Origin of the sequence: Flavobacterium luteolum, assembly GCF_027111275.1 — a bacterium.
GTDB classification, from domain to species: Bacteria; Bacteroidota; Bacteroidia; order Flavobacteriales; family Flavobacteriaceae; genus Flavobacterium; species Flavobacterium luteolum.
The window spans coordinates 636,331-662,814 of sequence record NZ_CP114286.1 but is presented as its reverse complement, the minus strand read 5'-3'; the positions used below and the strand labels follow the sequence as shown (position 1 = coordinate 662,814).

21 protein-coding genes are annotated in these 26,484 nt (G+C 32.5%); 12 read left to right on the top strand and 9 right to left on the bottom strand.

Going from position 1 to position 26,484, the window contains the following annotated elements; translation table 11 throughout:
- The first annotated feature begins 36 nt into the window (after positions 1 to 36).
- The 4 genes from OZP10_RS02545 (at position 37) to OZP10_RS02530 (ending at position 2,510) form a co-directional block, all read left to right on the top strand.
- Positions 37 to 465 carry an META domain-containing protein gene (locus OZP10_RS02545; protein ID WP_281633378.1) on the top strand — a complete coding sequence of 143 codons (429 nt, stop codon included), beginning with the start codon at positions 37 to 39 and terminating at the stop codon, positions 463 to 465.
- 4 nt (positions 466 to 469) lie between these two features.
- A complete protein-coding gene (locus tag OZP10_RS02540) occupies positions 470 to 985 on the top strand; it encodes a DUF4251 domain-containing protein (protein WP_281633377.1) in 516 nt (171 codons plus the stop codon).
- 41 nt (positions 986 to 1,026) lie between these two features.
- Positions 1,027 to 1,941 carry a transporter gene (locus OZP10_RS02535; RefSeq protein WP_281633376.1) on the top strand — a complete coding sequence of 305 codons (915 nt, stop codon included), beginning with the start codon at positions 1,027 to 1,029 and terminating at the stop codon, positions 1,939 to 1,941.
- Between the two features lie 83 nt (positions 1,942 to 2,024).
- A complete protein-coding gene (locus tag OZP10_RS02530) occupies positions 2,025 to 2,510 on the top strand; it encodes a hypothetical protein (RefSeq protein ID WP_281633375.1) in 486 nt (161 codons plus the stop codon).
- A gap of 57 nt (positions 2,511 to 2,567) precedes the next feature.
- On the opposite strand, the gene OZP10_RS02525 is transcribed toward OZP10_RS02530, so the two are convergent.
- From OZP10_RS02525 to OZP10_RS02485, 9 genes are all read right to left on the bottom strand, one after another.
- Positions 2,568 to 5,063 (bottom strand): mechanosensitive ion channel family protein, encoded by a 2,496-nt coding sequence (locus OZP10_RS02525; RefSeq protein ID WP_281633374.1) that lies wholly within the window; start codon positions 5,061 to 5,063, stop codon positions 2,568 to 2,570.
- An 85-nt stretch (positions 5,064 to 5,148) separates the two neighbouring features.
- Positions 5,149 to 6,243 carry a glycoside hydrolase family 18 protein gene (locus OZP10_RS02520; RefSeq protein ID WP_281633373.1) on the bottom strand — a complete coding sequence of 365 codons (1,095 nt, stop codon included), beginning with the start codon at positions 6,241 to 6,243 and terminating at the stop codon, positions 5,149 to 5,151.
- Positions 6,244 to 6,473: 230 nt separating this feature from the next.
- Positions 6,474 to 8,279 carry an acyl-CoA dehydrogenase FadE gene (locus tag OZP10_RS02515; protein ID WP_281633372.1) on the bottom strand — a complete coding sequence of 602 codons (1,806 nt, stop codon included), beginning with the start codon at positions 8,277 to 8,279 and terminating at the stop codon, positions 6,474 to 6,476.
- A 32-nt stretch (positions 8,280 to 8,311) separates the two neighbouring features.
- Positions 8,312 to 8,677 (bottom strand): four helix bundle protein, encoded by a 366-nt coding sequence (locus OZP10_RS02510; protein ID WP_281633371.1) that lies wholly within the window; start codon positions 8,675 to 8,677, stop codon positions 8,312 to 8,314.
- Between the two features lie 128 nt (positions 8,678 to 8,805).
- Positions 8,806 to 9,987, bottom strand: a complete 1,182-nt coding sequence (locus OZP10_RS02505) for a thiolase family protein (protein ID WP_068842879.1) — start codon at positions 9,985 to 9,987, stop codon at positions 8,806 to 8,808.
- Between the two features lie 97 nt (positions 9,988 to 10,084).
- Positions 10,085 to 12,475 (bottom strand): 3-hydroxyacyl-CoA dehydrogenase/enoyl-CoA hydratase family protein, encoded by a 2,391-nt coding sequence (locus OZP10_RS02500; RefSeq protein WP_281633370.1) that lies wholly within the window; start codon positions 12,473 to 12,475, stop codon positions 10,085 to 10,087.
- A 49-nt stretch (positions 12,476 to 12,524) separates the two neighbouring features.
- Positions 12,525 to 12,983 carry a MarR family winged helix-turn-helix transcriptional regulator gene (locus OZP10_RS02495; protein WP_281633369.1) on the bottom strand — a complete coding sequence of 153 codons (459 nt, stop codon included), beginning with the start codon at positions 12,981 to 12,983 and terminating at the stop codon, positions 12,525 to 12,527.
- A gap of 221 nt (positions 12,984 to 13,204) precedes the next feature.
- Entirely contained in the window at positions 13,205 to 14,242 is a 1,038-nt protein-coding gene (locus OZP10_RS02490; protein WP_281633368.1) for a helix-turn-helix transcriptional regulator, read from the bottom strand.
- A gap of 286 nt (positions 14,243 to 14,528) precedes the next feature.
- Positions 14,529 to 15,143: an HD domain-containing protein gene (locus OZP10_RS02485; RefSeq protein WP_281633367.1), complete on the bottom strand. Its 615-nt coding sequence runs from the start codon at positions 15,141 to 15,143 to the stop codon at positions 14,529 to 14,531.
- An 801-nt stretch (positions 15,144 to 15,944) separates the two neighbouring features.
- Here OZP10_RS02485 and OZP10_RS02480 point away from each other — a divergent pair.
- The 8 genes from OZP10_RS02480 (at position 15,945) to OZP10_RS02445 (ending at position 26,451) form a co-directional block, all read left to right on the top strand.
- Positions 15,945 to 17,042 (top strand): slipin family protein, encoded by a 1,098-nt coding sequence (locus tag OZP10_RS02480; protein ID WP_281633366.1) that lies wholly within the window; start codon positions 15,945 to 15,947, stop codon positions 17,040 to 17,042.
- A gap of 252 nt (positions 17,043 to 17,294) precedes the next feature.
- A complete protein-coding gene (locus tag OZP10_RS02475) occupies positions 17,295 to 18,716 on the top strand; it encodes an RtcB family protein (RefSeq protein WP_281633365.1) in 1,422 nt (473 codons plus the stop codon).
- Positions 18,717 to 18,925: 209 nt separating this feature from the next.
- Positions 18,926 to 19,723 carry a TatD family hydrolase gene (locus OZP10_RS02470; RefSeq protein WP_281633364.1) on the top strand — a complete coding sequence of 266 codons (798 nt, stop codon included), beginning with the start codon at positions 18,926 to 18,928 and terminating at the stop codon, positions 19,721 to 19,723.
- A 205-nt stretch (positions 19,724 to 19,928) separates the two neighbouring features.
- Complete coding sequence (locus tag OZP10_RS02465; protein ID WP_281633363.1) at positions 19,929 to 21,122, top strand: hypothetical protein; 1,194 nt, start codon at positions 19,929 to 19,931, stop codon at positions 21,120 to 21,122.
- A complete protein-coding gene (locus OZP10_RS02460) occupies positions 21,115 to 21,825 on the top strand; it encodes a hypothetical protein (RefSeq protein ID WP_281633362.1) in 711 nt (236 codons plus the stop codon). Before OZP10_RS02465 ends, OZP10_RS02460 begins: the two co-directional genes overlap by 8 nt.
- Positions 21,809 to 24,133 carry an AAA family ATPase gene (locus OZP10_RS02455; RefSeq protein WP_281633361.1) on the top strand — a complete coding sequence of 775 codons (2,325 nt, stop codon included), beginning with the start codon at positions 21,809 to 21,811 and terminating at the stop codon, positions 24,131 to 24,133. Before OZP10_RS02460 ends, OZP10_RS02455 begins: the two co-directional genes overlap by 17 nt.
- 330 nt (positions 24,134 to 24,463) lie before the next feature.
- The gene (locus OZP10_RS02450) at positions 24,464 to 24,745 is read left to right on the top strand and encodes a hypothetical protein (protein ID WP_281633360.1); all 282 of its coding nucleotides are present in this window, start codon (positions 24,464 to 24,466) and stop codon (positions 24,743 to 24,745) included.
- Positions 24,746 to 25,947: 1,202 nt separating this feature from the next.
- Positions 25,948 to 26,451 carry a hypothetical protein gene (locus OZP10_RS02445; protein WP_281633359.1) on the top strand — a complete coding sequence of 168 codons (504 nt, stop codon included), beginning with the start codon at positions 25,948 to 25,950 and terminating at the stop codon, positions 26,449 to 26,451.
- Positions 26,452 to 26,484 lie beyond the last annotated feature (33 nt).

The following is a 26,484-nucleotide window of genomic DNA, read 5'->3' as shown; positions in this document are numbered from 1 at the left end:
ATTTATCTAATTCGCTCACATTTAATCCTTAATGTTATGATGAAAAAGATTATTACCCTCGTTTTTTTTAGTTCGTTTTTAATTTCCTGCAAATGCGCAAAAACGGATGCAGTTTCTAAGCTTGATGGAAATTGGGAACTGAATTACATTTCTGGACCACGAATTGCTTTTGATGGATTATATCCAAATAAAAAACCAACCATACAATTTGATACCAAAACAAATCAGATTTCTGGTAACGCAAGCTGTAATTCATACACAGGAAAATTGGTTGTTGATGGCAACAAAATTGATTTTACGCAACCAATGGCAGTAACAAAAATGATGTGTCTGGATGGATTGCAAGGTGAACAAACTTATTTGAGTACGCTTCAAAAAATAACTTCTTACGATGTAACTGATGATGGTAAGACCTTGAATTTTATTTCTGGAGATATTGCCATGATGCGTTTTACTAAAAAATAGTGTTATGAAAACTACGATGTCTGTTTTACTGTTTTTGATTGTAATTAACTTTTCGGTTTATGGACAGGAAAAAACAAAAAAAGAACTTAAGCAAGAAAGAGAACTCAAGAAACAAAATGAAATTAAAGCGCTTATAGATAGTCGGAATTTTGTTTTTGAAGCTCAAAAAACAACGCCTCAAGGCGGGAGATTAATTCAGCTAGATTATAATACTTATTTTTTAAAGTTTAAAGTTGATAGCACAACTTGCGATCTTCCCTTTTTTGGACGTGGTTATAATGTAGGCTATAATACCGATGGAGGTATAAAATTTGAAGGGAAGCCGCAGAATATTAGAGTCGAAAGTAAAAAGAATAATACCATTCTAAAGGCAACAGTAAGAGGTAAAAGTGATGTCTACGATTTAACCTTTTCTATATTCTATAATGGTAGTACAACACTTTCTGTGAGTAGCAATAATAGAGGTCCAATTAGTTATGATGGAGTAATATATGCTCCAAAAACAGCAGAGAAACAATGATTTAATTCAATACTAAACTTGTCACAAATTCGTCTGAATATATGGTAAGAATCTTTCTTTGGTTATTAAAGTGGCAGTTTTCGATTTTATTTTTCTTTTTTGGTGTGTTCAGCGTATTTGGTCAGGATTTGGAACCCAGAGTGTATGCAAATGTTCCTAAAGGTTTAAATGTAATTGCTGCAGGTTATGTTTTTATGAACGGAAATGTGCTGACAGATCCTTCTCTACCCATAAAAGATTTTACGCTTCAAAGCCACAATATGGCTGTAAATTATATCAGAACTTTTGGTATGGCAGATAAACTGGCTCGTATACAGGTAGCGCTACCTTTTACGTTTATGGATGGATCTGCTGTAATTAGTGATCAGCTGGTTACTGGCTCAAGAACTGGTTTTGCAGATATGAAAGTGCGTTTCGGAATTAATTTGCTAGGTTCTCCTGCACTTGATAAATCTGAATTTAGAAGTTTTGAGCAAAAAACAATTCTTGGAGTCAGTTTGGTTACTTCAGTTCCAACAGGAAGATATTATGGCGATAAACAAGTAAACATTGGAACAAATCGCTGGGCTTTTAAACCCGAAATAGGGGTATCGAAACGGTTTGCTCATGTTTATGCCGAAGCCTATGGCGGGATGTGGTTTTATACGGATAATAATGATTATTTAGGAAAAAAATTAGAGCAAAAACCAACCTATAGCCTTCAGGCGCATGCAAGCTATTATTTTAAAAACCAAATGTGGGTTGGCTTCAATACGACTTGGTTTTTTGGAGGTCGAACTATTACTGATGGAGTTTCAGATGATAGCCAGATTGATAACTGGCGAGTAGGAGGAACTTTTTCTACTCCAATTGCCAAAGGGCAGTCGGTCAGATTTCAATATCATATCGGAGCTTATACCAACAACGGACTAAATTATTATGCCTTATCAGCAGTTTATCAATATTCTTTCTTTTAAAATATTGATTATAATTTAATGTGTTTAAAATCAGTATATTTGAGTATGCATATATTTTTAAAAACAAATTTAAAATTGAAACTATGAAAAAATTAAGTCTTATTCTTATCATGGCAGTAGCCTCATTTTCATCTTATGCGCAGTCTTCTTACAAAGAAGATTTAGAAGTAGTACAAAGTGTGTATGGAAAATCTAAAGCCGAATTGGTAAAACAGTACATGAATTTATCTGATGCACAAGCTACAGCCTTTGCTAAAGTTTATGATAATTATGAAACGTCGCGAAAGGCTTTAGGTCAGACAAAGTTTCAATTGATAAATGATTATGCGGCTAATTACGAAACTTTAACCGATGCTAAAGCTGATGAATTGGCAAAAGCAACATTAAAGAACCATATTGATTATGAAAAGCTTTATTCTAAAACATATAATCAGGCAAAAAAGGCTATTGGTTCTATAAATGCAGCGAAGTTTATTCAGCTTGAGGTATATCTTCAAACCATAATTAGAAGCGAAATTTTAGAAGCAATTCCGTTTATTGGGGAATTAGATAAGAATAAGGTACAGTAAAAAATATCTTTATTGAAAAAAGGCAGTTATAAATATATAACTGCCTTTTTTTGTTTGTTAAATATCCGATTTATCCTCTGATTCTTTTGAGTTAATTTGCTTGATGTAAATGTCTTGTTGAGGAAATGGAATTTCGATCTTGTTTTCTCTAAAAGCTTTATCAATCGAAATTATTAGATCACTTTTTACATCATTTGCCATGCTGATATGGTTTACCCAAAATTTAATTATAATATCAATTGAACTAGAATTAAATTCTTTAAACCAAATAATAGGAGCGGGATTTTGTAAAACTAAAGAATGATTTTTTAGTATTTCATTTAATAAATTTTTCACTTCTTCTAGATTAGAACCGTAGGCTACGCCAATGGAAATATCGGTTCTTTTTTTATTATTTGATAAAGTCCAATTAGTTAAGTGTTGGCTTAATAAATCGCCATTTGGTATAATTACGTCGGCACCGTCAAATGTGGCAACAACGCTGCTTCTTATTCCAATTGATTTCATTTTTACAGTCTGACCACCAATATCTATAGTATCGTCAATATTGACAGGCTTTTCAAAAGCAATAATAAGTCCGCTTACCAAATTATTAACTAATGTTTGAAGACCAAACCCGATTCCGACTCCTAATGCACTAATGATGATTGTTAAGCGGTCAACAGGAATTCCAGAAGAGATAAAAGCAAGGCTAATTCCAATGCTAAAAATGATAATCTGAATTAATATTAGCCAGCTTCCCAGCTTGTTTTTTTTGTTTGTATCAGAAGTGCCAATTGAATTGCTTGTGAGAAAAGCGACAATTTTTGCTATAACTACCGAAATAAAAATAATAAAGAAGAAAATTACAATGCTGTCGTAAGAATAATTAATATCGCCAATGGTTCTGCGCTCGTAGAAAAAATCAATTACAGGATCGAGTATTGTATGGAAAAAATAAGAGTTTTTTCCGACTGTTATAATCCAGCTTATAAGGAATAATATATTTTGAGTTCTATTAAAAGTAATGTGTTCCAGTTTATTTATTGCAAGTTGGCCTTCTTCGTTTCTTTCGCGTATAAGATTCGAATAATTTATAATGTCAGCCAGTAATCGATAAGCGTTTGAAAACAGATAATACATTAAAACGGTTATGATTCCGTTTACCATCAGCAATTTTCCTAAGTTATAATTTTGGCCAATTACAATAAAGAGCACAGAAGCGGTTTCAAAAACGATTAATGCATACAAACTGTATTTGAAAAGAGGATTTAGGTGATTTTTATTGTTTTTTAAATTGTAAATGCTAAACAGTGTAGATGCAATGGCTAAAATCAGAATGAGAAAAACCTCTTTTACCGAATGGATTAAAATATTATTGTCGTATAAAGTAAGAAGGAATAGTAAAACAAAGACTCTCCAAATAAATTTATCCTTGGCGTTGAAAAACTCTTTGTTGACTACGTTGAGGGCAATGATTGAAATAAGCCAAATTAAAGCAGTAAAAGCAAAAGGTGGATAAACAAAGAAAAAATTAAACAGCGTAAAGGAAATTAATATAGCGCAGGCTACAGGATGTTTAAAAATACGCTTAGAAAATTCAATCTGATTGTAGATGCCTTCATGTTTGTATTTGTTTTTGAGAAACAAAAGATAAACAATCAATGCAATTGCAAGCAATAGCATTAAGGTAAGAGTATTAAAATGATTTGATATGAAAAAGGCTAATATTACAAATTCTTTAAAAAAGGAATAAAAAAAGGAATCATAAAAAGACATTTTGTTGGAACTGGTTTTAAAAACTTGTCCGTCAGAATGGAACAGATTTTCAAATTCATTTTTTCTGATATTATCAGTTTCAATTATATCATTTTGTAAATCATATTTAAATTTACTGGCAAGAATCTGTAGTTTACTGATGCTGTCTAATGCGTTTTTAAATCTTACATTTAATTTTTTAACCTGAGAATTCATTTCAGAATAACGTTCATAATACAATGATTTTCTTAAAGAATCTTTCGGTAATATAAAAAGCGCTTTTTTTATGGTGAGAGAATCAATGGTACTTTGTATTTGACTCAGTTCTAAATTGTTTTTTTGGATTTTTTCGAGCTGAAGATCAACTCTTGTCTGCAATTCTGTTAGCATAACAGAGGTAACTGTAATGTTTCTCAGGGTCTGAAAATCATTTTTATTTTTGATTATACCATCAATTGCAGTTTTTTTTAATTTGATGACATAATCTAATTCTGAGGTAAAACCTTTATAGTCAATTCCAGTTTTTAGAATAAGATCGGCACTTTGGATATTTTTTGCAATGGCATCAAACAATAAAGCACGCTGTCTATGGGTTTGATTTTCTTTAAAAAGATCATTGCTGTTGGTTTCATCTAATTTCAGTAAATTTTCTATTTTACCTTTGTTTAAGCCAATAGAATCTTTAGTTAAATTGGATTGTGAATGAGTGGTGAAATTATGTAGAAGGCATATTGTAATAAAGACTTTTAAAGTCAGTTTTTGTGCAGTATTCTTTAGATGGAAAAAAACATAACGCGTTTTATTGAAAAATGTCATAATGTTTTGGTTTTTAAAGTCCTATCAAAAATACTACAAAAAAAAACAACCTGAAAAAAAGTTGTTCAGGTTGTTTTTTAAAATCTTATTTTTCAGTTTTGACTTTGTAAATCTCATTTACCATTCCGTCGCGGAAACTATCTAAAGTAAGTTCCCAAAACATAATTCCGCCTAATTTTTTTGCTTTTGCGTATTCAGCTTTTGCTTTGATCGATTTTAAATCATCTGATGTTGCAAAAGTTTTCGTGGAAGCGTTGTACCAATATGGTGCTTGAGCTTTTTCATCATAAAAATATTTCCAGCCGTTTGCTTCTGTGTAGGTTGTAGCGTAGTTTTTAAAATCAACACCTTGAAAGTGTTCTCCAGCTTGATATAATCCGTTATTGATGTTTTCTACGTTTTTCCATTGTCTAGTATAAAATGCGCCTCCAATTACTAGTTTTTCAGCAGGAACACCAGCTTTTAATAAAAATTCAACAGCTCTATCAGTAGATTCTTCTTTCGGATTTGTGCTGTATAATGGAGTGTGATGTCCTGTAACTTTTGAATATCCGTTTACTAAATCGTAACTCATAATATTGATGCGGTTTACATAAGGAGCAACAGCTTTCCAGTCGATAGACTCGTCTAAACATTTTTGAAAACCTCCAGCTGCAAAACTTAGTTCATATTTTTTTCCTAATGTTGAACGTAAAATTTTAAGAAGTTCTGTAAAATTAGGTTTATCAGCAGCTTGATATAAATGACCTGGAAGTCCTTCAATTGATGGATACTCCCAATCTAAATCTAAACCATCAACTTTAAAATAGTCACTTACTTCTTTTACAGATTTTGCAAATTTTAAGCGCCCTTCTGCAGTAGAAAAAGCTTCTGAACAAGGTTCGCAACCTCCCCAGCCACCAAGTGATAAAACAATCTTAAGTTGCGGATTTTTCGCTTTTAGCGAAACTAAATGTTTGATTGTAAGAGAATCTTTTGCTGAATCGACACTTAGTTTGCCTTCTTTTAAATGACAAAAACTAAAAATAATCTGGTTCAATTTTCCAACTTCGTATTGATCAATAAGTTGAGAATCGCCAGTGTAATAGGCAATAATGTCCATTTTTTTATTCTTTTGTGCGAAAGTAACACTGATACAAAAGCACAATAAAAATGATGCAATTAGGTTAGTTTGTTTCATTATTTTGTTTTTTATAGTTTTTAGAACGCTAAATATAATGTAATACATTTGATGTTTAACTATTCTCCATGAGTCGAAAAGCTAATTTTAACAAATATTTTGCAAATAACTGCAAAAATATTGCGTCTTATAAGAAATGCCTTTCGTTGAAAATTATAAAAAAATAAACCCGCACAGTTTCGGACTTGCGCGGGTTTATAACAAATTAAAAGCTAAAAACTATCTTTATATTAGAAGCAGTAAGTATCTTCTGCTACTAATTTTGCTGCGATTTTTTCTCTTAATGCGACAACGTTTGGCAAGTTTGTGTATTTTGTAAAACGTTTCAATCCCATTAACATCATTCTTTGTTCGTCACCTTCAGCGAAAGAAGCGATTCCTTCTTTTCCTCTTAAGTTTACGATATCTACAGCTTTGTATAAGTATAATTTTGCCATAGCGATTTGCTCCTGAACTTTATCTTCGCCTTGAGCTTTTGCTAATTTTTCAGTTCTCAAAATTGTACTTTCAGCCATGTAGATCTCGATCAAGATATCAGAAGCTGCCATTAATAATTGTTGGTGAGCATCTAGTTCTGGACCGTATTTTTGAACAGCGCTTCCTGCTACCATTAAGAAAACTTTCTTAAGGTTAGCAATAATTCCTTTTTCTTCAGAGAATAATTCAGAGAAATCTGGAGTATCAAAAGATGGAATTCCCATTAATTCTTCTTGAACTTTCATTGCTGGTCCAAGTAAATCAACGTGTCCTTTCATTGCTTTTTTGATCAACATACCTACAGAAAGCATTCTGTTGATTTCGTTTGTACCTTCGTAAATACGAGCGATACGAGCATCTCTCCAAGCACTTTCCATTGGAGTGTCTTCAGAGAATCCCATTCCACCAAAAATCTGGATTCCTTCGTCAGAACAAGATTGAACGTCCTCAGAAACCGCTACTTTCAAGATAGAACACTCGATAGCATATTCTTCAACACCTTTCAATTCAGCTTCTTGATGAGAAGTTCCTTCTGCTTCACGAGCAGCGATTCTGTCTTCGATATCTTTTGCAGCACGGTAAGAAGCACTTTCTCCAGCGTAAGCATTAGTTGCCATTTCAGCTAATTTAGAACGGATAGCTCCAAAAGAGGAGATAGAAGTATTGAACTGAATTCTTTCGTTAGCATATTTTACAGCTCCAGAAGTAACTCTTCTTTGAGCATCAAGACATGCTGCAGCTAGTTTAATACGACCAACATTCAAAGCATTCATTGCAATTTTGAAACCGTTTCCTCTTTCAGATAACATGTTTTCAACTGGAACTTTTGTTTCGTTGAAGAAAACTTGACGAGTAGAAGAAGCACGGATTCCTAATTTATGTTCTTCTTCATTCATAGAAATTCCGTTAGACGGATCATTTTCTACGATGAAACCTGTTATGTTTTTATCATCTCCAATACGAGCAAAAACGATGAAAACGCTGCAGAAACCTGCATTCGAAATCCACATTTTTTGTCCTGTAATAGAGTAGTATTTTCCATCATCAGATAAAACTGCTTTTGTTTTTCCTGAGTTAGCATCAGATCCTGCACCTGGCTCAGTTAAGCAATAAGCTCCAAACCATTCTCCAGAAGCCAATTTAGGAACATATTTTTTCTTTTGTTCTTCAGTACCATAAAGCGTAATTGGCATAGTTCCAATACCTGTATGAGCACCAAAAGCAGTTGAGAACGATCCTGTAGCGCCAGAAATGTAATCACAAACTAACATTGTAGATACGAATCCCATTCCTAATCCGCCGTATTCCTCAGGAACCGCAACCCCTAGAAGTCCAAGTTCACCAGCTTTACGCATAGATGATTCAGTATAGGCATAATCTTTTTTCTCAAAACGATCTTTGTGTGCCCATAATTCTTTGTCTACGAACTCTTTTACAGAGTCACGCATCATTAACTGCTCTTCAGAGAAATCTTCTGGTGTGAAGATGTCCTCGCATTTTGTTTCTTTAACTAAAAACTGACCACCACGAGTCACGTTTTTTTGGATTGTATCTGCCATTTTGTTTTTGTTTAGATTAAAAGATGCAAGAGTCAAGAAGAAAGATTGTTGTCTAACTTGTTGATGAAACCTGTGGTCATCTTTTGAAATTCAATTATTTTGTTTTCTATTTCTTCTGTTTTTATTTTAGATAGATAATCATTTTGAAAAGCTATCAATAATTGTGTTTGTAATTCAAATGACGAACCTAAACTAATATTTAAATAATGCTGAAAGTGTTTATTCCCTCTGTTTGAACCTTCGGCAATATTAGAAGGCATTGAAACAGAGCATCGATTCATTTGACTTACTAAACTATACGTTTCTGATTTTGGAAAAGTGGCAGTCAGTTTATAGATATCATTTGTAATTTCCATAGCTAAAATCCAAATTTTCAAATTCTTAAAATTGTGTCTCATGTTTTTTGAGGCAAGATAAGAAGAAAAATTAAAAGTAAGTTTTTTACTACTTTTATGAAATGTATTTTCAGAATATCTTCATTCCAACATTAAGTCTTGCTTCTTGCTTCTTTCCTCTTAAAAACACTCTATAATACCTCGTAAACCCCCGCAGAACCTTGCCCAGTCCCCACACACATCGAAACGATTCCGTATTTATTACCTCTGCGTTTCATTTCGTCGAATAACTGAACAGAAAGTTTAGCTCCTGTACATCCTAGAGGGTGTCCCAAAGCGATCGCTCCACCATTTACGTTTACGATTTCTGGATTTATGTTTAATTCGCGAGTTACTGCTAAAGCTTGTGAAGCAAAAGCCTCGTTTAATTCAATTAACTCGATATCGTTTAATGTCAATCCCGCTTGTTTCAAGGCTTTCGGAATTGCTTTTACCGGACCAATACCCATAATTCTTGGCTCAACACCAGAAGAAGCAAAGTTTACCAAACGTGCGATTGGCTCAAGGTTTAATTCTTTTACCATTTCTTCGCTCATAATTAAAACGAATGCAGCACCGTCGCTCATTTGAGAAGAGTTACCAGCAGTTACACTTCCGTCAGCAGCGAAAACTGGTCTTAAACCTGCTAAAGCTTCTTTAGAAGTTCCTGCTCTTGGACCTTCGTCTTTATTTACAACGTATGATTTTGTTTCTTTTTTACCATTTTCATTGATGAAAGTCTGCTCAACAGTAATTGGAACGATTTGTTTGTCAAATTTTCCTTCAGCCTGAGCTTTCAAAGCTTTCATGTGAGAGTTGTAAGCAAACTCATCCTGATCTTCTCTAGAGATTTTGTATTGGTTTGCCACCGCTTCAGCAGTTAAACCCATTCCCCAGTAGTAATCTTCGTGACCTGCAGCAGCAACTTTATAATCCGGAGTTGGTTTGTAACCTCCCATCGGAATATAACTCATACTTTCTGCACCACCTGCAATGATACAATCTGCCATTCCTGATTGGATTTTAGCAGTTGCCATTCCGATAGTTTCTAATCCAGATGCGCAGTAACGGTTTACTGTAACACCAGGAACGTCTTCAACTTTTAATCCCATTAAAGAGATCAAACGTCCAACGTTTAGACCTTGTTCTGCTTCCGGCATGGCATTTCCTACCATAACGTCATCAATACGTTTTTTGTCGAAATTAGGCAGTTCGTCCATCATAAACTGGATCGTTTCTGCAGCTAATTCATCAGGTCTTTTAAATCTAAAAACACCTTTTGGAGCTTTTCCAACTGCTGTTCTATATGCTTTTACTATATATGCTGTTTTCATTTGTTTTTGTTTTTTAAAGATTTATAGAAGCAAGAGCCAAGAGAAAAGACAAAACTTTGTTTTGAAATCTTGCTTCTTGCATCTTTCTTCTACTTTTCTAGTTACGAAGCGGTTTTCCTTTAGTTAACATATATTGGATTCTCTCTAAAGTCTTACGCTCAGTACATAAACTCAAGAAAGCTTCACGTTCGATATCTAATAAATATTGTTCAGATACTAAAGTCGCTTCAGATAAATCACCGCCAGCCATTACATAAGCCAGTTTGTTAGCAATTTTCTTATCGTGTTCAGAAATGTATTTTCCAGCTTCCATTTGATCCGTTCCAACTAAGAACATTCCAAGAGCTTGTTTACCTAAAACCTTAACATCAGTTCTTCTAATTGGTTGTGTATAACCAGCTTCAGCCATTAACAAAGCATGTTTTTTAGCTTCAGCAATCTGACGATCTTTGTTTACTACGATAATATCTTTTCCATGTTGAAGAAGTCCAGTGTCAAAAGCCTCATAACCAGAAGTCGAAACTTTAGCCATAGCGATAGTTAAGAAATACTCTTGAAGAACATTTAATTCCACATCATTTTTGCGGAATAAATCTGAAGCTCTTAAAGCCATTTCTTTAGATCCACCACCACCAGGAAGCACACCAACACCAAATTCAACTAATCCCATGTACGTTTCAGCAGCAGCAACCACTTTATCAGCGTGTAAGCTCATTTCGCATCCACCACCAAAAGTCATTCCGTGAGGTGCAACCACAACTGGAATAGATGAATAACGAACGCGCATCATTGTATCTTGGAACAATTTAATTGCCATGTTCAATTCGTCGTATTCCTGCTCAACCGCCATCATGAAAATCATTCCGATATTAGCCCCAACAGAGAAATTTGCTGCCTGGTTTCCAATAACTAAACCTTGATATTCTTTTTCAGATAAATCGATTGCTTTATTGATAGCCTGAAGTACATCGCCACCAATTGTATTCATTTTAGATTGGAATTCTAAGTTCAAGATTCCGTCTCCTAAATCCTGAATGATTGCACCGCTATTGCTCCAAACTTTTTTGCTTTCGCGAATGTTGTTCAGAATAATGAATGAATCTTGTCCAGGAACTTTTACTTGTGATTTTGTCGGAATGTTATAGAAATAAGTCGCTCCCTCTTTTACAGTATAGAAACTGTCGCTTCCTGAAGCCAACATTTCAGTAACCCATGCAGCAGGCTCTAAACCTTCAGCTTTCATGATTTCAATTCCTTTGGCAACACCAATAGCATCCCAGATTTCAAATGGACCATTTTCCCATCCAAAACCAGCTTTCATGGCATCGTCAATTTTGTATAATTCGTCTGAGATTTCAGGAATTCTGTTTGACACATAAGCAAACATTCCGGCGAAACTCTTACGGTAGAATTCACCCGCTTTATCTTTTCCTTTTACTAAAACTTTAAAACGATTGATTGGTTTATCAATAGTTTTAGTTAGTTCAAGCGTAGCAAAATTTGCTTTTTTAGCAGCGCGGTATTCTAATGTATCTAAGTCTAAAGAAAGAATATCTTTATCTACTTTTTTATAAAAACCTTGTCCGGTTTTGCTTCCTAACCAATTGTTTTCCATCATTTTTGTGATGAAATCAGGAAGTTTGAACAATTCGTGTTGTTCGTCTGTTGGGCAGTTTTCGTAAATACCGTTGGCAACGTGTACCAAAGTATCCAACCCAACAACGTCAACGGTACGGAAAGTAGCCGATTTTGGACGACCAATTACTGGTCCAGTCAATTTATCAACTTCTTCAATCGTTAATCCCATTTCTTTTACAAGGTGGAATAAACTTTGGATTCCGTAAATACCAATTCTGTTTCCAATAAACGCCGGAGTATCTTTAGCAACAACCGAAGTTTTTCCTAAGAATTTAGATCCGTATTCGTTTAAGAAATCCAATACTTCAGTTGAAGTTTTTGGACCAGGAATAATTTCAAATAATTTTAAGTAACGCGCAGGGTTAAAAAAGTGAGTACCGCAGAAGTGTTGTTGGAAATCTTCGCTTCTTCCTTCACTCATAAAATGAATTGGAATACCAGAAGTATTAGAAGTAACTAATGTTCCCGGTTTACGGAATTTCTCGATTTGTTCAAAAACTAATTTCTTAATGTCTAAACGCTCTACAACAACCTCGATAATCCAGTCAACATTAGCAATTTTTGCCATATCATCTGTCGTATTTCCAGTTGTAATTCTATTAGCGAATTTCTGACTGTAAATAGGAGATGGTTTCGATTTTAATGAATTCGCCAAATGTTCGTTTACCACACGGTTGCGAACGGCTTTACTTTCAAGTGTTAATCCTTTTTTAGCTTCAGCTTCGGTCAGTTCACGCGGTACAATGTCCAGAAGTAAAACTTCGACACCAATGTTAGCAAAATGACAAGCTATACCTGAACCCATAATTCCGGATCCAATTACAGCAACTTTTTTAATTGTGCGTTTCATAATTTGTTACTATTTGTTTTTTTACAGAATTAGGACAATCAAAAATTGATTATTTTTCTTCTGTGTTTTCTGTGTGATTAAATATGTTTTTATCGTGAATCAGTTCGTTGATGATTTCAGAAACTTCGATAAAATGCTTCAGTTTTTCTTCAGAAACATGTTTTCGTACGCTTTCATTAAACTTTAGAACTGTATTTTTAGATAAATCTCTTTTTTCTTTTCCAAATTCGGTCAAGTAGATTAAAACGCCTCGGCCATCACTTGGGTTTTTTTTGCGAACAATCAAACCTTTTTCTTCCATAGATTTTAAGGTTCTTGTTAAGCTGGTGGCTTCCATTCCCATTCTTGGGCCAAGAGCCGTTGATGGAGTTCCTTCTTCCTTGTCCATACTTAAAAGAGCAAATCCAGTCGCCATTGTGGCATCGTATTTAGCAGCTTCTTCATTATACATTCTTGAAACAGCCTGCCATGTCGCTCTTAAAATATAATCTATCGTTTTGTCTTTCATAGGTAACTATATCGATTTCAAATATAATTAAAAAATACTATGCATGCATATAATTTTTTAATAAATTTTTGGTTAGTTATAAAATATCCCTGATTTAGAGGGTTTTGGTGGTTTATTTTAAGTGAAATATACTATTCTTTTTTTAGATTTTAACATTTTTAATGCGGTAAAAATCTTTTTTTAGTTTTTAAAACGCATTTATTTCTGTATTCTGTAAAAAATTATGCATTTATTTCAGTTGGTTTTTCAGAATCATATCTCGAAATTGCCTTCTGAAGGATTTTTTTCATTCGGTTTCGAAGGTTTTCGGGTCGAAGAATTTCAATTCCATCTCCGAAACCTAATAAAATGCGTTCCATTTCATAATTTGGCAAAAGAAAAACATGAACAATGATACTTTGATCTTCATTTTCTTTAATTAAACGCTGAGACTGATGCAAAGGTTTTGTCAGAACATAAGGTGCATTTACGGCATCAATCCAAAGTTCGATTCGTTTGGGTTTTAAACCAGTATTAACCGTGACCCCAATTACGTTTTTATAAAATAAATCAGCGTCAAAATCTTCTTCTATATAAGGAAGGTTGAAATCATAATCAATTGCTATAATTCTATCCAAAGCCAAATTGGTAATTGGTTGAGAGGCTTTTTTCCTTCCGATTAAAAACCAACGGTTATTGAATTCCTTTAATATAAAGGGATGAAAATGAAATTTTGTTTCTTCTTGCGATTTAAAAGATTTATAAGTAATTACCAACGTAACTTTTTTAATTATCGCCTGATAAATTTCGTCTAAATAATGCAGTCCTTTTAGTTTCTCATTTTTATCCAGATAAATAACGGGTTTGGTATGCGATTTCTCAGCGTAGATTTTATCTTCCAATCTCTGCAGAATATCTGAAACATCATTAAAAAGAGAGAAATCTTTAAACTGTTTCAGCATAGAAACCGTTTCCGTTAAAACATTCATATCTGTTTCCGTCAGCGGAATATCGGTTATCGAAAAATCTTCGTCTTCATATTTATAATACTTTTTATCATAAACCACGATTGGCGCATTATAACCTAGTTTTTCACTTCGCATGAGCTGAATATCCATCTGAATCGTTCGTTTGCTGATTGGATTCTGTCTTCCTTCGTATTCAAATAAAGCTTCAGAACATTCTTCGATTAAATCTTCTAATGTCCATTGCCGGTATTTATTCTGTAGACATTTATCGATCGTTTTGTAGCGAATTAAGGCGTTTTTGTTTTGTGACATTGCTTTGTGTGTTTTTTGCTCGCAATCCCGATAGCTATCGGGAGCAAAGGCGCAAAGTTTTTTTGTTTTTAAGCCACAGATTATGAGGATTAAAATGATTTTTTTGTCATCCTGAGGAACGAAGGATCACACAAGAAGCTCGACAAAGATTGGCGATTCTCTTTGAAGAATATTGGATGTGATCCTTCGTTCCTCAGGATGACAAACTGTGCGTTTAATTAATACTTTAAATAAATACTTTGCGACTTCGCTCCCGATAGCTATCGGGATTGCGAAATTCAATTTTTTAGCTTAATAACTTTATTTCTTTTTCGATATTCGCTCTCGCTTTCTCTTCATACAAACTCCTAAACGCATCAGTCTGAAAAATAAACTCATTCTCCAGAAAATGTTTCAACGCTTTTGCACGCCCGGGTTTGTATAGAAAATCAGGATAAATGCGATATTCTTTTCTGATTTGTTCGAAGTAGATTTTATAATCTTCCCAATCTTTAGCGAGGATTTTTAAATCAAAATCGATTAACCAGTTAATGTCTTCAATTTCATTTTGCTGATGTTGCTGTGTGGCGCAGATCGCATCAAAAACCAATTGCTTATTTAGATTGCTATTTTCAGGTAAAACAGCCAAAGCATATTCAGCACTTTTAAGTTCGTTATCTTTTTTAGAAGCCGAATAAACAAAATCATGATAAAAAATTGAAAATAATATTTCGTTTGGGTTTTCAAGTTTGTCTCGATACGCTTCAAAACTTTCAATCATTTCTTTTAAATGCGTGAAATTGTGGTAATGCCTTGATTTTTTGGAATATGCCTTTTCTAAATCCAACCAGTTTTGCTGAATTTCATTGGCTGAAAAACCAATATTAGAAAGTAAATCAGAATAAATTTCTTTTAAACTCATCTTGTTTTTTACTCAAATTTAAAATTCTTTTTTCACTGCGCAAAATAATTGCGTAGTGGTTTTGAAATCTTTGCTCAAGAAATAAAACAAGTTCTTTTAGAAATTGAAATGATCAAAGGAAACTTTGAAGAAAATATCAAACAAGCCTCGTTGGGTGTTTCTGTATAGCACCATTGTAGCAGACTTTTCGCTAAAGCGTATTATGTTTTTCTATGCAGCTTGGTTTGGAGGTTTTGGTAGTTTTCCAAAAAACTATCTCACAATCTATTTGTCATGGGTTCGAATCCCATTCGCAGTAATGCGGTAGCTCAGTCCGGTTAGAGTAATAGAAATCTGCAGGTTCGAATCCTGCATCAACCTATGGTTGATTGGACGAATTGGTAAGTCAGCAGACTAAAAATCTGTATTTTCAGAGACCATCACTCTTAAAAAGATGACCATTAGGAAAAAAACTGATTTGTCTTTGTCAGTGCAATCACGATTTTCGAATCTGAAATTTCACACTCTGATAAAGCCTGTGCGAGTATCAATATGTTTTGAAACGCTTGTTTTCTTTTCGGTTTGATTGTTAAGAGAATTTGAGGATTCTCTTTATAAAATAAAATCGTAAACAATCCAGATAACCAAAGCGTAAACTATTCGTCCGTTTTTCTCAGAGGAGAAAGGCAATGAAGTTTTTTTATTTAGAATTAGAAGAGAATGTTAAAAAAAATAGAGATAACGAAGTTTAGGATTTTAGATCTGAAACTTGAAATCTGAAAAAAAAACGAATTAAAAAAACAAAAGAATAAAAATATAACCATGATTAAAAGAATTAAAATCGAAGCATTCCAAGTGGGCTTGGTGTTCGAAAACAGAAAATTAGTAAAAGTGATTGAAGAAGGATTACACTGGATTGTCGGAAACAAAAATGTAATGATTTACGATGTAAACGGATCTTTTCAAGCACCTTTTGAATTGGATATTTTATTGCAAAATGAAGTTTTAAATTCACTTTTAGAAATTGTTGAGGTTGCCGATAACGAAATTGTTTTGCAATTCGTTAAAGGAAATTTCAAAGAAGTTTTGGTGCCAGGAAAATACGCTTTTTGGAAAGGAATTGTAAAAAATGAGTTTATAAAAGCAGATTTATCTAAAATCGAAATTACAGAAGACATTGGAGTTAATTTATTGGAAAATGCTAAAATGAGATTCTTTACAAGAAAATACATTGTATCAAGCAATGACAAAGCTTTGTTGTTTGTAAATGGTACTTTCGTAAAAGAATTGAAATCAGGAACTCATTATTTTTGGAATAATGCAATCACGATCGAAGTTAAAACAGTAGATACAAGACAACAACAAGTTGAAATTTCTGGTCAGGAATTGTTAACCAAAGATAAGGCTGGATTACGAATCAATTTTTTTGTAAGATATCAAGTTGTAGATATTTTGAAAGCTTTGGTTGATAATAAAGATTTCGAAAAACAATTGTATGTCGCAATGCAATTGGCTTTAAGAGCCTTTATTGGAGGTTTGACCTTGGACGAATTATTGACTAAAAAAGATGCCATTGGAGATGCTATTTTAGAAGATGCAAAAACTAAAATCAAAGATTTAGGTTTAGTAATTTCAGATGCAGGAATTAGAGATGTAATCTTGCCAGGTGATATGAAGGAAATTATGAACCAGGTTTTGGTTGCTGAGAAGAAAGCGCAAGCAAATAGCATTATGAGAAGAGAGGAAACTGCTGCAACAAGAAGTTTATTAAACACAGCAAAGCTTATGGAAGAAAATGAAATGTTGTGGAAATTGAAAGAGATGGAATATGTAGAAAAAATTGCTGATAAAATTGGTGAAATTACGATTTCGGGCGGTGGAAACGTAATCAGTCAATTGAAAGAAATTTTCGTGAAATAACGCTACTGCACATGTTCATTATTAGTATTGTTACATTGTTTTGTCATTTCGGTAAAGGTTACTTATTTAGGTAACGGATTCAGCTAACTTTTGCTGAAATGACAAACTTAAATCAAAAAACCTTTGCGTCTCTGCGACTTTGCGAGAAATATGTCTTCGCGGAGCAAAAAAACTTAGAATTAAAATAGTTATGCAGAACAACTGCGAAGCAGTAAAAAAACCTTTGCGCCTTTGTCCCTTAAAAAAGAAAAAATGAAAACACAAATAAACGGTACAGATATATTAGAATTAGGATTTCCAGAAGGAAAAATAATCGGAATCGCCTTAAAAATAAACAGCAAAAGAAACGGATTCACAAGAGACGAAATGATGGCTAATTTTAAAAACGTCTTAGAAACTCCGGAAAACTATATAGACGATAAAATCTTCAGCAAACTGGCTGTGGCTTTAATCGAAAAATCGAATGAAAAACCAGAAGATTTCATTGCTTTAAATGAAACTCCGAATGCGTATTCGGCTTACGGATTGGATCATATCGAGGACGGAGCCAGAAAACAAATGGAAGTTGCCATGAAACTGCCTATTACGGTTGCTGGAGCTTTAATGCCAGACGCGCACCAAGGTTACGGATTACCAATTGGCGGAGTTCTAGCCACAAAAAATGCCATTATTCCGTATGGTGTTGGTGTTGATATTGGATGTAGAATGGCGTTGTCGGTTTATGATATTCCAGAAGAGTTTTACTTTGAAAATGAAGCCAAATTTAAAAAAGAGTTAATTGCGAATTCTATTTTTGGAGCAGGTCACGGATTTCACGGTCAGTACAAATCAGATCATGCGGTTTTGGAGAACGAAACGTTTAATATGAATGCGTTTGTGAAGAACTTGAAAGATAAAGCCTGGTCGCAATTAGGATCTTCGGGTGGTGGAAATCACTTTGTGGAATTCGGAATCATGGAATTTGCGCAAGACGATGCGGTTTTGAATATCCCAAAAGGAAAATACGTCGCTTTGTTAACGCATTCCGGTTCACGCGGAATGGGTGCGACCATTGCAGGTCATTATACCAAAATCGCCAAAGACGAATGTAAACTTCCAGAAGTTGCCAGAAATTTAGCGTATTTAGATATGAATTCGCAATTAGGTCAGGAATATTGGCTGGCGATGAATTTGGCGGGAGATTATGCTTCGGCTTGTCACGAGATTATCCATAACAAAATGGAACGCGCTTTGGGAGCAACGATTTTAGCCAAAGTCGAAAACCACCATAATTTTGCTTGGAAAGAAATCTGGAACGACGAAGAAGTGATCGTACATAGAAAAGGAGCAACTCCAGCCGGAAAAGGCGTTATGGGAATCATTCCGGGAAGTATGACCGCGCCAGGATTTTTGGTGAGAGGAAAAGGCGAGGAGAATGCCATCAATTCGGCTTCGCATGGAGCAGGAAGACAAATGAGCAGAACGCAAGCCATAAAAAACATCACACAAACCGAAATGAAATCGATCCTGAGAGATCATCGCGTTACGCTTATCGGAGCAGGTCTTGACGAAGCCCCAATGGCATATAAAGATATCAATCAGGTGATGGAAGCGCAACAGGATTTAGTTGATGTTGTGGCGAAGTTTACACCGAAATTGGTTAGAATGGCTGATGATGGAAGCCGAGAAGACTAAGAAGAAGCAAGAGACAAGAAGCAAGATTTTTGAGATTTCTTTCTTGCTTCTTTGAATTTTGGAAAAGAAAGAAACAAGAACCAAGAAGAAAGATATGACCGTCTTGCCTCTTGCTTCTTTCTTCTACAAAATCTTAAAAGAAAAAATAATCGGTTGAGAGGAAAAAACCTTAGCACCTTAGCCTCTCAGAACCTTAGCACCTTAAAAAAATGAATTACATAGACATAGGAATCAACCTAACGAACAAACAATTCCAAAACGACATAGACGATGTCGTACAAGACGCGCTCGATGCCGATGTATCGCAAATGATACTCACAGGCACCAGCGTACGAAATAGCGAAGAATCTGCAAGGATTGCGAGACAGTATCCAGGCGTGCTGTACGCTACGGCGGGCATACATCCGCATGATGCGAAGAGTTTCGATGCGCAGAGTATTTCGAAACTCAGGAAATTATTAGAACTGAAACACGTTGTTTCCGTTGGCGAATGCGGACTCGATTTTGATCGTGACTTTTCGCCCCGAAACAAACAGGAAGAATGTTATAAAGCACAATTAGAATTGGCGATTGAAGTACAGAAACCTTTGTTTTTGCACGAAAGAAGCGCTTTTAGTTCTTTTATGAATATTACCAAAGACTATTTACCGCAATTGCCAAAAGCCGTTGTGCATTGTTTTACGGGAACTTTGCAGGAGGCCAAAACCTATCTCGATCACGGATTTTATTTGGGTTTTACGGGAGCGATTTCAGATGCCAAGCGTTTCAGCCATTTAAAAGAAGTCATTCAGTACGTACCGCTCGACCGAATGATGATTGAAACCGATGCGCCGTTTATGCTTCCTAAAAATGTCCCGAACAGCCTCCTTAAGAAATACCACGAACGTCGTTGCGAACCTGCTTTTCTGCCGTATGTTGCCGGAACAATTGCACAGTTTAAAGGAATTACTTTAGCTAAAGTAGCGGAGGAAACTACTAGGAATTCTAAGAGCTTTTTTGGGATTTAAGTCTTAATTATAGAGATTATTTGTTGGCTTTTAAATCAGGTGTTTGTACTTGGTTTGAAGGCTTTTTGTTTGTATATATTTGAGCAAATTAAAATTGTTGAGATTATGGAAAACCGTAAAACACCAATAAAATCTTTATTGATATTTGTAACGAATAAATAGAATAAGGGGTAATTTTTATTAGAAAAATCATTAAAAATAAGATATGAGTACAGATGCTACACCCAGTTGGTCGGGATATATATTTCAAGGTGAGGTAGCTTTATGTAAAGCGCTTGAAGAAATTAATAAATTATTAGGGAATGATATTCCAGAATCTTATTGTCTAAAATTAGAAGAGGATGAGGATTTTTCAATAACGACAAATATTTGGGAAGCCTTTCAAGTTAAAGCATACGGAACACATAATTATACGAAATATTCAAAGGCATGGGATGATATGATGACTCGATTTCCTGATAATGCCCAACGCAATTTTCTTTACCTCCATAAAAGTGATATTGAGCTAAATAAATTTAATGTAACTCTAGAAAAGGAAAGACTAGAAGCAAATGTATTATCTGGAGTTTATACTCTTGAAAATATAACAACAAAAATTGATGATGCTATAAAATTACTTTTGCCTGGATTAAACAATTCTGATGTTGAATTAAAGAGGAATTATAGTTGTTACAAAATATGTTCTGCAATAAAAGAGAGACATAGAACTAAAACGGTTAAATCTTTTTCGCTTAATGAAATACGAGAATGGATTTTGAACTCTGATCTTGCTTTTAATGAAGAAATAGCTTGGATTTCAATTATAAAGAAATTTTTTAAGACAATTAGAGATTGTATCGAACAATATGATGAAAATGATGCAATAGAGAGTAGACTAAAACAAAAATTAATTAGATATCTAGAAGAAATTAATGACTTACCTTCTGATGATATTAAAATATTGATTAAGGATAGAATAAATGCCCATATACTTTTAGAAAAGGATATTAAAGTTGAAAATTTTACTGGTTATTTACCTGAAAATGAAATAAGAGAAATAATAATTAAATGTTTTGAAGACATTGGTATTGATCCATTGTTTAAAGACCTTACTTATAATCATAATGAAAATAATTATCAACTTAGTTTAATTAATTTAAACATTGATGAAAATTCTAGAACGCATCAAAAAAAGAGACTTTATGAGTTTTGCTCAAACATTGAAAACAATAATTTGAGTAAAATAAATACTATTGTTACTCAAAATTTAAATTTAGAAAAACAGCAAGTAAAAGATGTTTTAAGAAATATTATGCAACCAAATTTTGAAGTAGAGAAAGGGTTAGATATAACCGATAAAAGGTTTGAATTCGAATTTAAAAGTGTTGAAAATTCAATAAGAGAAATAAACAATGGATGAGATTATTAAAGAAATATTGATTGAAAATAAAATGGTATTTCATGAGATTCAATATGATTACAAAATGTATTTTACTTTTTTTGAAGACGGAAAGGAAGATTATTATGTTTTGTTATTTATGAGTTATGAGGAACTAAAGATTTTGAATGGAGACAGTGAATTTAAGTTTGAATTTTTGATAAATGCTGTCGTTGAAGAAGATATCAGAAAAAAACATTTAAAAGAATTTGATGCTGTTAATTTAGATTATAATCTTTCATTTATTTTAATTCTAAACCTTGAAGAAGAAACAGATTTAATTTTGAAAGAATTGCATAAAATTGAAGAGAATTATCGGATCGCTAAAAAATATATACTGCCGTACAATAAAGAAGATGTTAACAATTTAAAACAAAAGATTAAATCGAGAAATGCAATTGTTGAACTGAATAAAATAGCGATAAAAAATAGTAGTTTATTAAATAATAAAAAAGAAACATGGTATAAGCTTCTAATGAGTTTGTTTATTAAGCTTCCTTTTCTTAACTATATTCCCTTAAATGATAATCAGCAATTAAAAAATATTAAAAATGAGATTAATTCAGAATTGAATGATTCTGAAAAGATATTTGTTGAGACTATTCTAAGTAATTTTTACCAAAATCAAGACATAGAAGACTTTTTATTAACTAATAATTTATTTGAAAATGAATCAAGGGAATAGATTTAGAATTAGTCAATTAAAAATTAAAAATTTCAAATGCATTGATGAAATTGAATTTAGTTTTGATTCTAATAATTTAATTGTTTTTGATGGACCAAACGGATATGGTAAAACCACCGTTTTTGAGGCTATAGAAATATTATTTACTGAAAAGCCGAGAAGATTTAGAGACGTCAACTTAGATGCTAGATATACTTTTTTGGATAGCCCAATACATAAATCTAATAATTTAGAAGTAGAGTTGGAATTAATTATAAATGATGGAAATGAAACAGAACATTCAATAAAAAGAGTTTTTCCGAAAAGTATAGGTAAATCAAAATCAAATAATATAAGTCAAATTTTTAACGATTCTACTCTTTTTATCAATAATAAAGAATCTACTTATGATATTTTAGAACAAACATTAGATTTCTCAAATTTATATAAACTTTATTCTGTTCTAAATTACGTAGAACAAGATGAAAATACCTATTTTCTAAAAAAAGACCCTAAAGATAGGTATGATTCTTTTTTGGTTTCATTAATTGGAGGTGAAGAAGAAAGAAACGAATTGATTAAAATCACGCAATGTGGTTTAGACATCTTTAGAAGAAAAAAGCAATACAAAGAAAGAATTGGTGAAATTGAAAAATTAAATTATGATTTTTCAAATATAAATTATGAATTAAGCTATAAGCGTTTAATTTCAGACAAAGATTTTGAATGGGATAAAAGTGAAATTAAAAATACTGTCTTGGATATTAATATTTCATACTTAAATGAAATAGATAAAATAAGCTATCTATTTGAGAATAAATCTTTATTAAATGATATCGAATTAATCAGTAAATTAAATAATTATTCAAACTTAACATTCGCAGAAGAATTTTCAAAAAATTATTGGAGCATAACAAATTTTGAATTTTTAGAAAATGAATATTCTACAAGGAATAAAAACGAGAGAGAAATTAAAAATAACAATTTAAAAATTGAGCTTATAGAGAAACAAAAGTTTACCGATTTAAATGATGAATCTTTTTATAATTTTTTATTAGAAAAAGAAAAATTAAAAATTAATATAGAAGAATTTCTAGTAAAAATTAGATTGGTTAAAAGCTTACAAGAAAGTTTATCAATACAAAATACTATTTTATCAAATTTTAAAGATAGAAGGCAAGATTTAATTGATTTTCGTAATGAACATAAAAATCACATTAATTTAAATGATGGCGAGTGCCCCACTTGTGGCTTTGATTGGAAAACGAATGAAGCATTAATCGAGCAGATAAATGTTACTCAGCAAAAGATATTTAGTGATTATTTAATTAACAATAAAAATTTTGAAGAGCAAAAACAATTATTGATTAATGAAAATCTGAATCCAATTAAAGAATTTTTGATAAAAGAAAATAATTCTTTAGATGAAGAAAATAAAAAATTAATAAGGAATGATGAATTTTTACAGCTAAAGGACAGATTTGAAAATTTGAAAAATAAGTTTGATCATTTTTTAGAATTGTTTGTATTGAATAAAAAAGATGAATTAATTAGTCTTGTAAACAATAGAGTTATTGATACTATTGATGAAATTATCAGAAAAGTATATTCTTTTATAAATGATAATAAGCCAAAAATTTCTGAAGAAATAGAAATTAATTCAGTTTTAGCTGATTTTGAAAACTATTTCAATAAATCACTAGAAGTTTTAGAACAAGTTACTTCAGATGATATATTAGATAAAAAGAAATATGTTCAATCGCAATATTTAAAAGCAATTGATTCTGAGCTACAAAGTTTTAAATTAAAGCATAATAAACTTAAAACTGTTGAGGATAAATTGAACGGTATTATAAAAGTTTATGATCAGAAAATAAAAGATTACACGGAAGAAATTATTAATAAAATAAGTATTCCTTTCCACATATATACTGGTAAAATTTTACAAAATCATAGTTTAGGTTCTGGGCTTTCTATAGAATTTGAAACAGGTAAACAAAAACAGGTTTATATAAGACCAACTTGTAAAGATCAAGAAGTGGCGTATCTCTTAAGTTCTGGTCAGCTATCAGCAACTGTTATATCTTTAATGCTAGTTTTGAATAAAGTTTTTAATCAGTCAAAACTGGGAACTATTTTAATTGATGATCCATTACAGACTTTAGATGAAATTAATACTCATTCATTGGTAGAATTGCTGAAGTATAATTTTAGTGATCAACAATTAATTCTTTCAACGCATGAAGATAGATATTCTAAATTTATTCGATACAAATATGATAGATTTGGCTTAACAGGTAAATCTATTAATATGAAAAATAGAATTTAGAAAACTATTAATTCCTTCAAAAATTAAATTATGTTAAGCAATTCAAGACCTAAGCATTAATCAATATCTTTGTTTTCAACCTAAAATCAAAATTAAATTTTAAAAAAAAAGTTTAAAAGTAAGTTTTTTCTTTCTTTTCAAAAGAAAAGTATATCTTTGTTCTCGACAAAACATTTTATCGGCAATCGAGAACTTTGAAACTTTATAAGTTAACATAAGCGAAGCCCTCATTCACGTTGCTGGAGCTAGTGATAGCCCTAATCTCATTCGATAAGAATGTTTTGTCACAACCGAAGATGAGGGTTTCGTGCGTTTAATATTTTCAGAAAAATGACAAAAGAAAATCAAAAACCAACACATCGTGATGTAGTGCCATCCGTAATTAATTTCCTTTCAGACGAATTGTTTGAGGGAGATTACAAAGAACAGCCCTTGTATTTGCAGGAAATCTTCGAGCTTTTAATGCATACAGAGTTTGGCGACGATATCAATTTAAGGCAAAAAATCCTGAGCTGTTTAAGAACCAGCCGAAATCTGGCAGAAACCTTATCGCTATTTTCAGAGAAGCAGATTTATAAGGCTTGTAGTAGCAACCGTAAATTATTTCAATAAAAACTCAAATCCCGACAATAACCAATTGTCGGGATTTTTTGTTACAAAAAAATATATTTTGGCTATATTTTGTTAAATTAATCTAAAATATAGTACATTTGTATCTGTAATTAATAATAGAAAAAATACATATGAAATATTCATCAAGCCAATTTTTTGAACCTTTAGCAGGAGATTTTCCAGCTAATAGCTCAGGATGCGTATGTATTTTTATGAAATTATGATTTAGTATTTAGAGTCAAACTCATCATAAAATAGAAAAGCGTCCTCATTGTAGGACGTTTTTTTTGTTTTTAGCACTTCGACTTCGCTCAGTGTGACAATGAAATTCGCTCAATATGACAAGAAAGATGTTTAAAATGATAGAGAAAACAAACCAGAACTAAAAAAACTAAAAAAATAGTTGACCAAAATGTTTAATGAGTAATAAAAATAGAAAGATATAGTCTTGGAAAGTAATCTAATGAGTAACAGTCATTTGATACAAAAATGAGATCTGCACCAGTTTGCGGACAGGAATTTCTTTGTCTAAATTTTAAGTCTAACTAATTGATAGTCAGAAAATTAATACTAAAAAATATTTGGAAATATGAATTTTTCTATCATATCTTTGCCAAACAAAATTGAAACAAAGCGTTTCAGAAAACAACAACAACAATTATAAAAAATAAATAAAATGAGTTTTAAATTATACATACACAACCCAGGATTAGTAGCCGCGACTTCGTTTCGTGAATGCTTTTACATGTCGGTGCATCAATATAGGCAATAGGATAGTTATATCGTATTTGTTATAGAAGCACCTTTAATTGGGTGCTTTTTTTGTTTCTAGGGCTGAGGTTCATAGAAACAAAGGGACAAAGGTTTTGAAAAGCTTAGCTGCTTAGAATCTTAGTGCCTCAGAAGCTTAATACTAAACAATAAAAATTTAAGGATGAATCAAAAAATAGGACTTAGGTCAGACTATAGTGGTCAAACAGATAAAGTGGAATTTAGTGAGTTGCCATTTGCCTCGAGTAGAGAGGTGGATTTAGAACTTATTAACCTATGGAAAGGAAAGGTGAATTTTAGGAAAATTATACATATCATTTAGAGAAATTTCTCTGGTAAAGCAATGGTGCTTTTGAACTTGTGTGATATTGGATTTCTTAGAAAAACCTTCGATTTCCTGAGATTCCCAAGAACTACAAAATCAAAATACCATGGAAAACAATACATTACAACAATATAAAAAAGCAATTAGAAAAAAATACGAGATAGAAAAGGAAGGTAAATACTTTGATTATTTGTATCAGCCTTCTCGTGGTAAACTTCGTGATTTGTGCTGGTTGATTTTCGAAGACAACCCAGCCAAAGATGATATGAATGTCTTCAGTAATCTTTTGGGTTTAGATTTCGATCACAGCAAAAAGAATAAATTTAAGGAGAAGAAAGATAAGTTTAGACCTATCGAGACTTTCTTTAAAGGTGAAACGGATCCATCAAACATTGATGCTATAAATATGGCTGCAATTTTGGTTGATTTTGAACCGCGTCCTTTCAAAAAGTTTTACGAAAATTCTAAAACACAGGAAATAAAGCCGGTTAAACGGATGGAGAAAGCTAAAGAGGTTCTCAAAAAGAAAAGAACCGAAAAAAAAGAAAAGCTTGAAAAGAAAGCTAAGAAAAGAAGTTTCTTCCTAGATTTTAAAAACTTTTTCTTCTAGAAAAATAGAAAGCATTTTGATAATTATCATGAC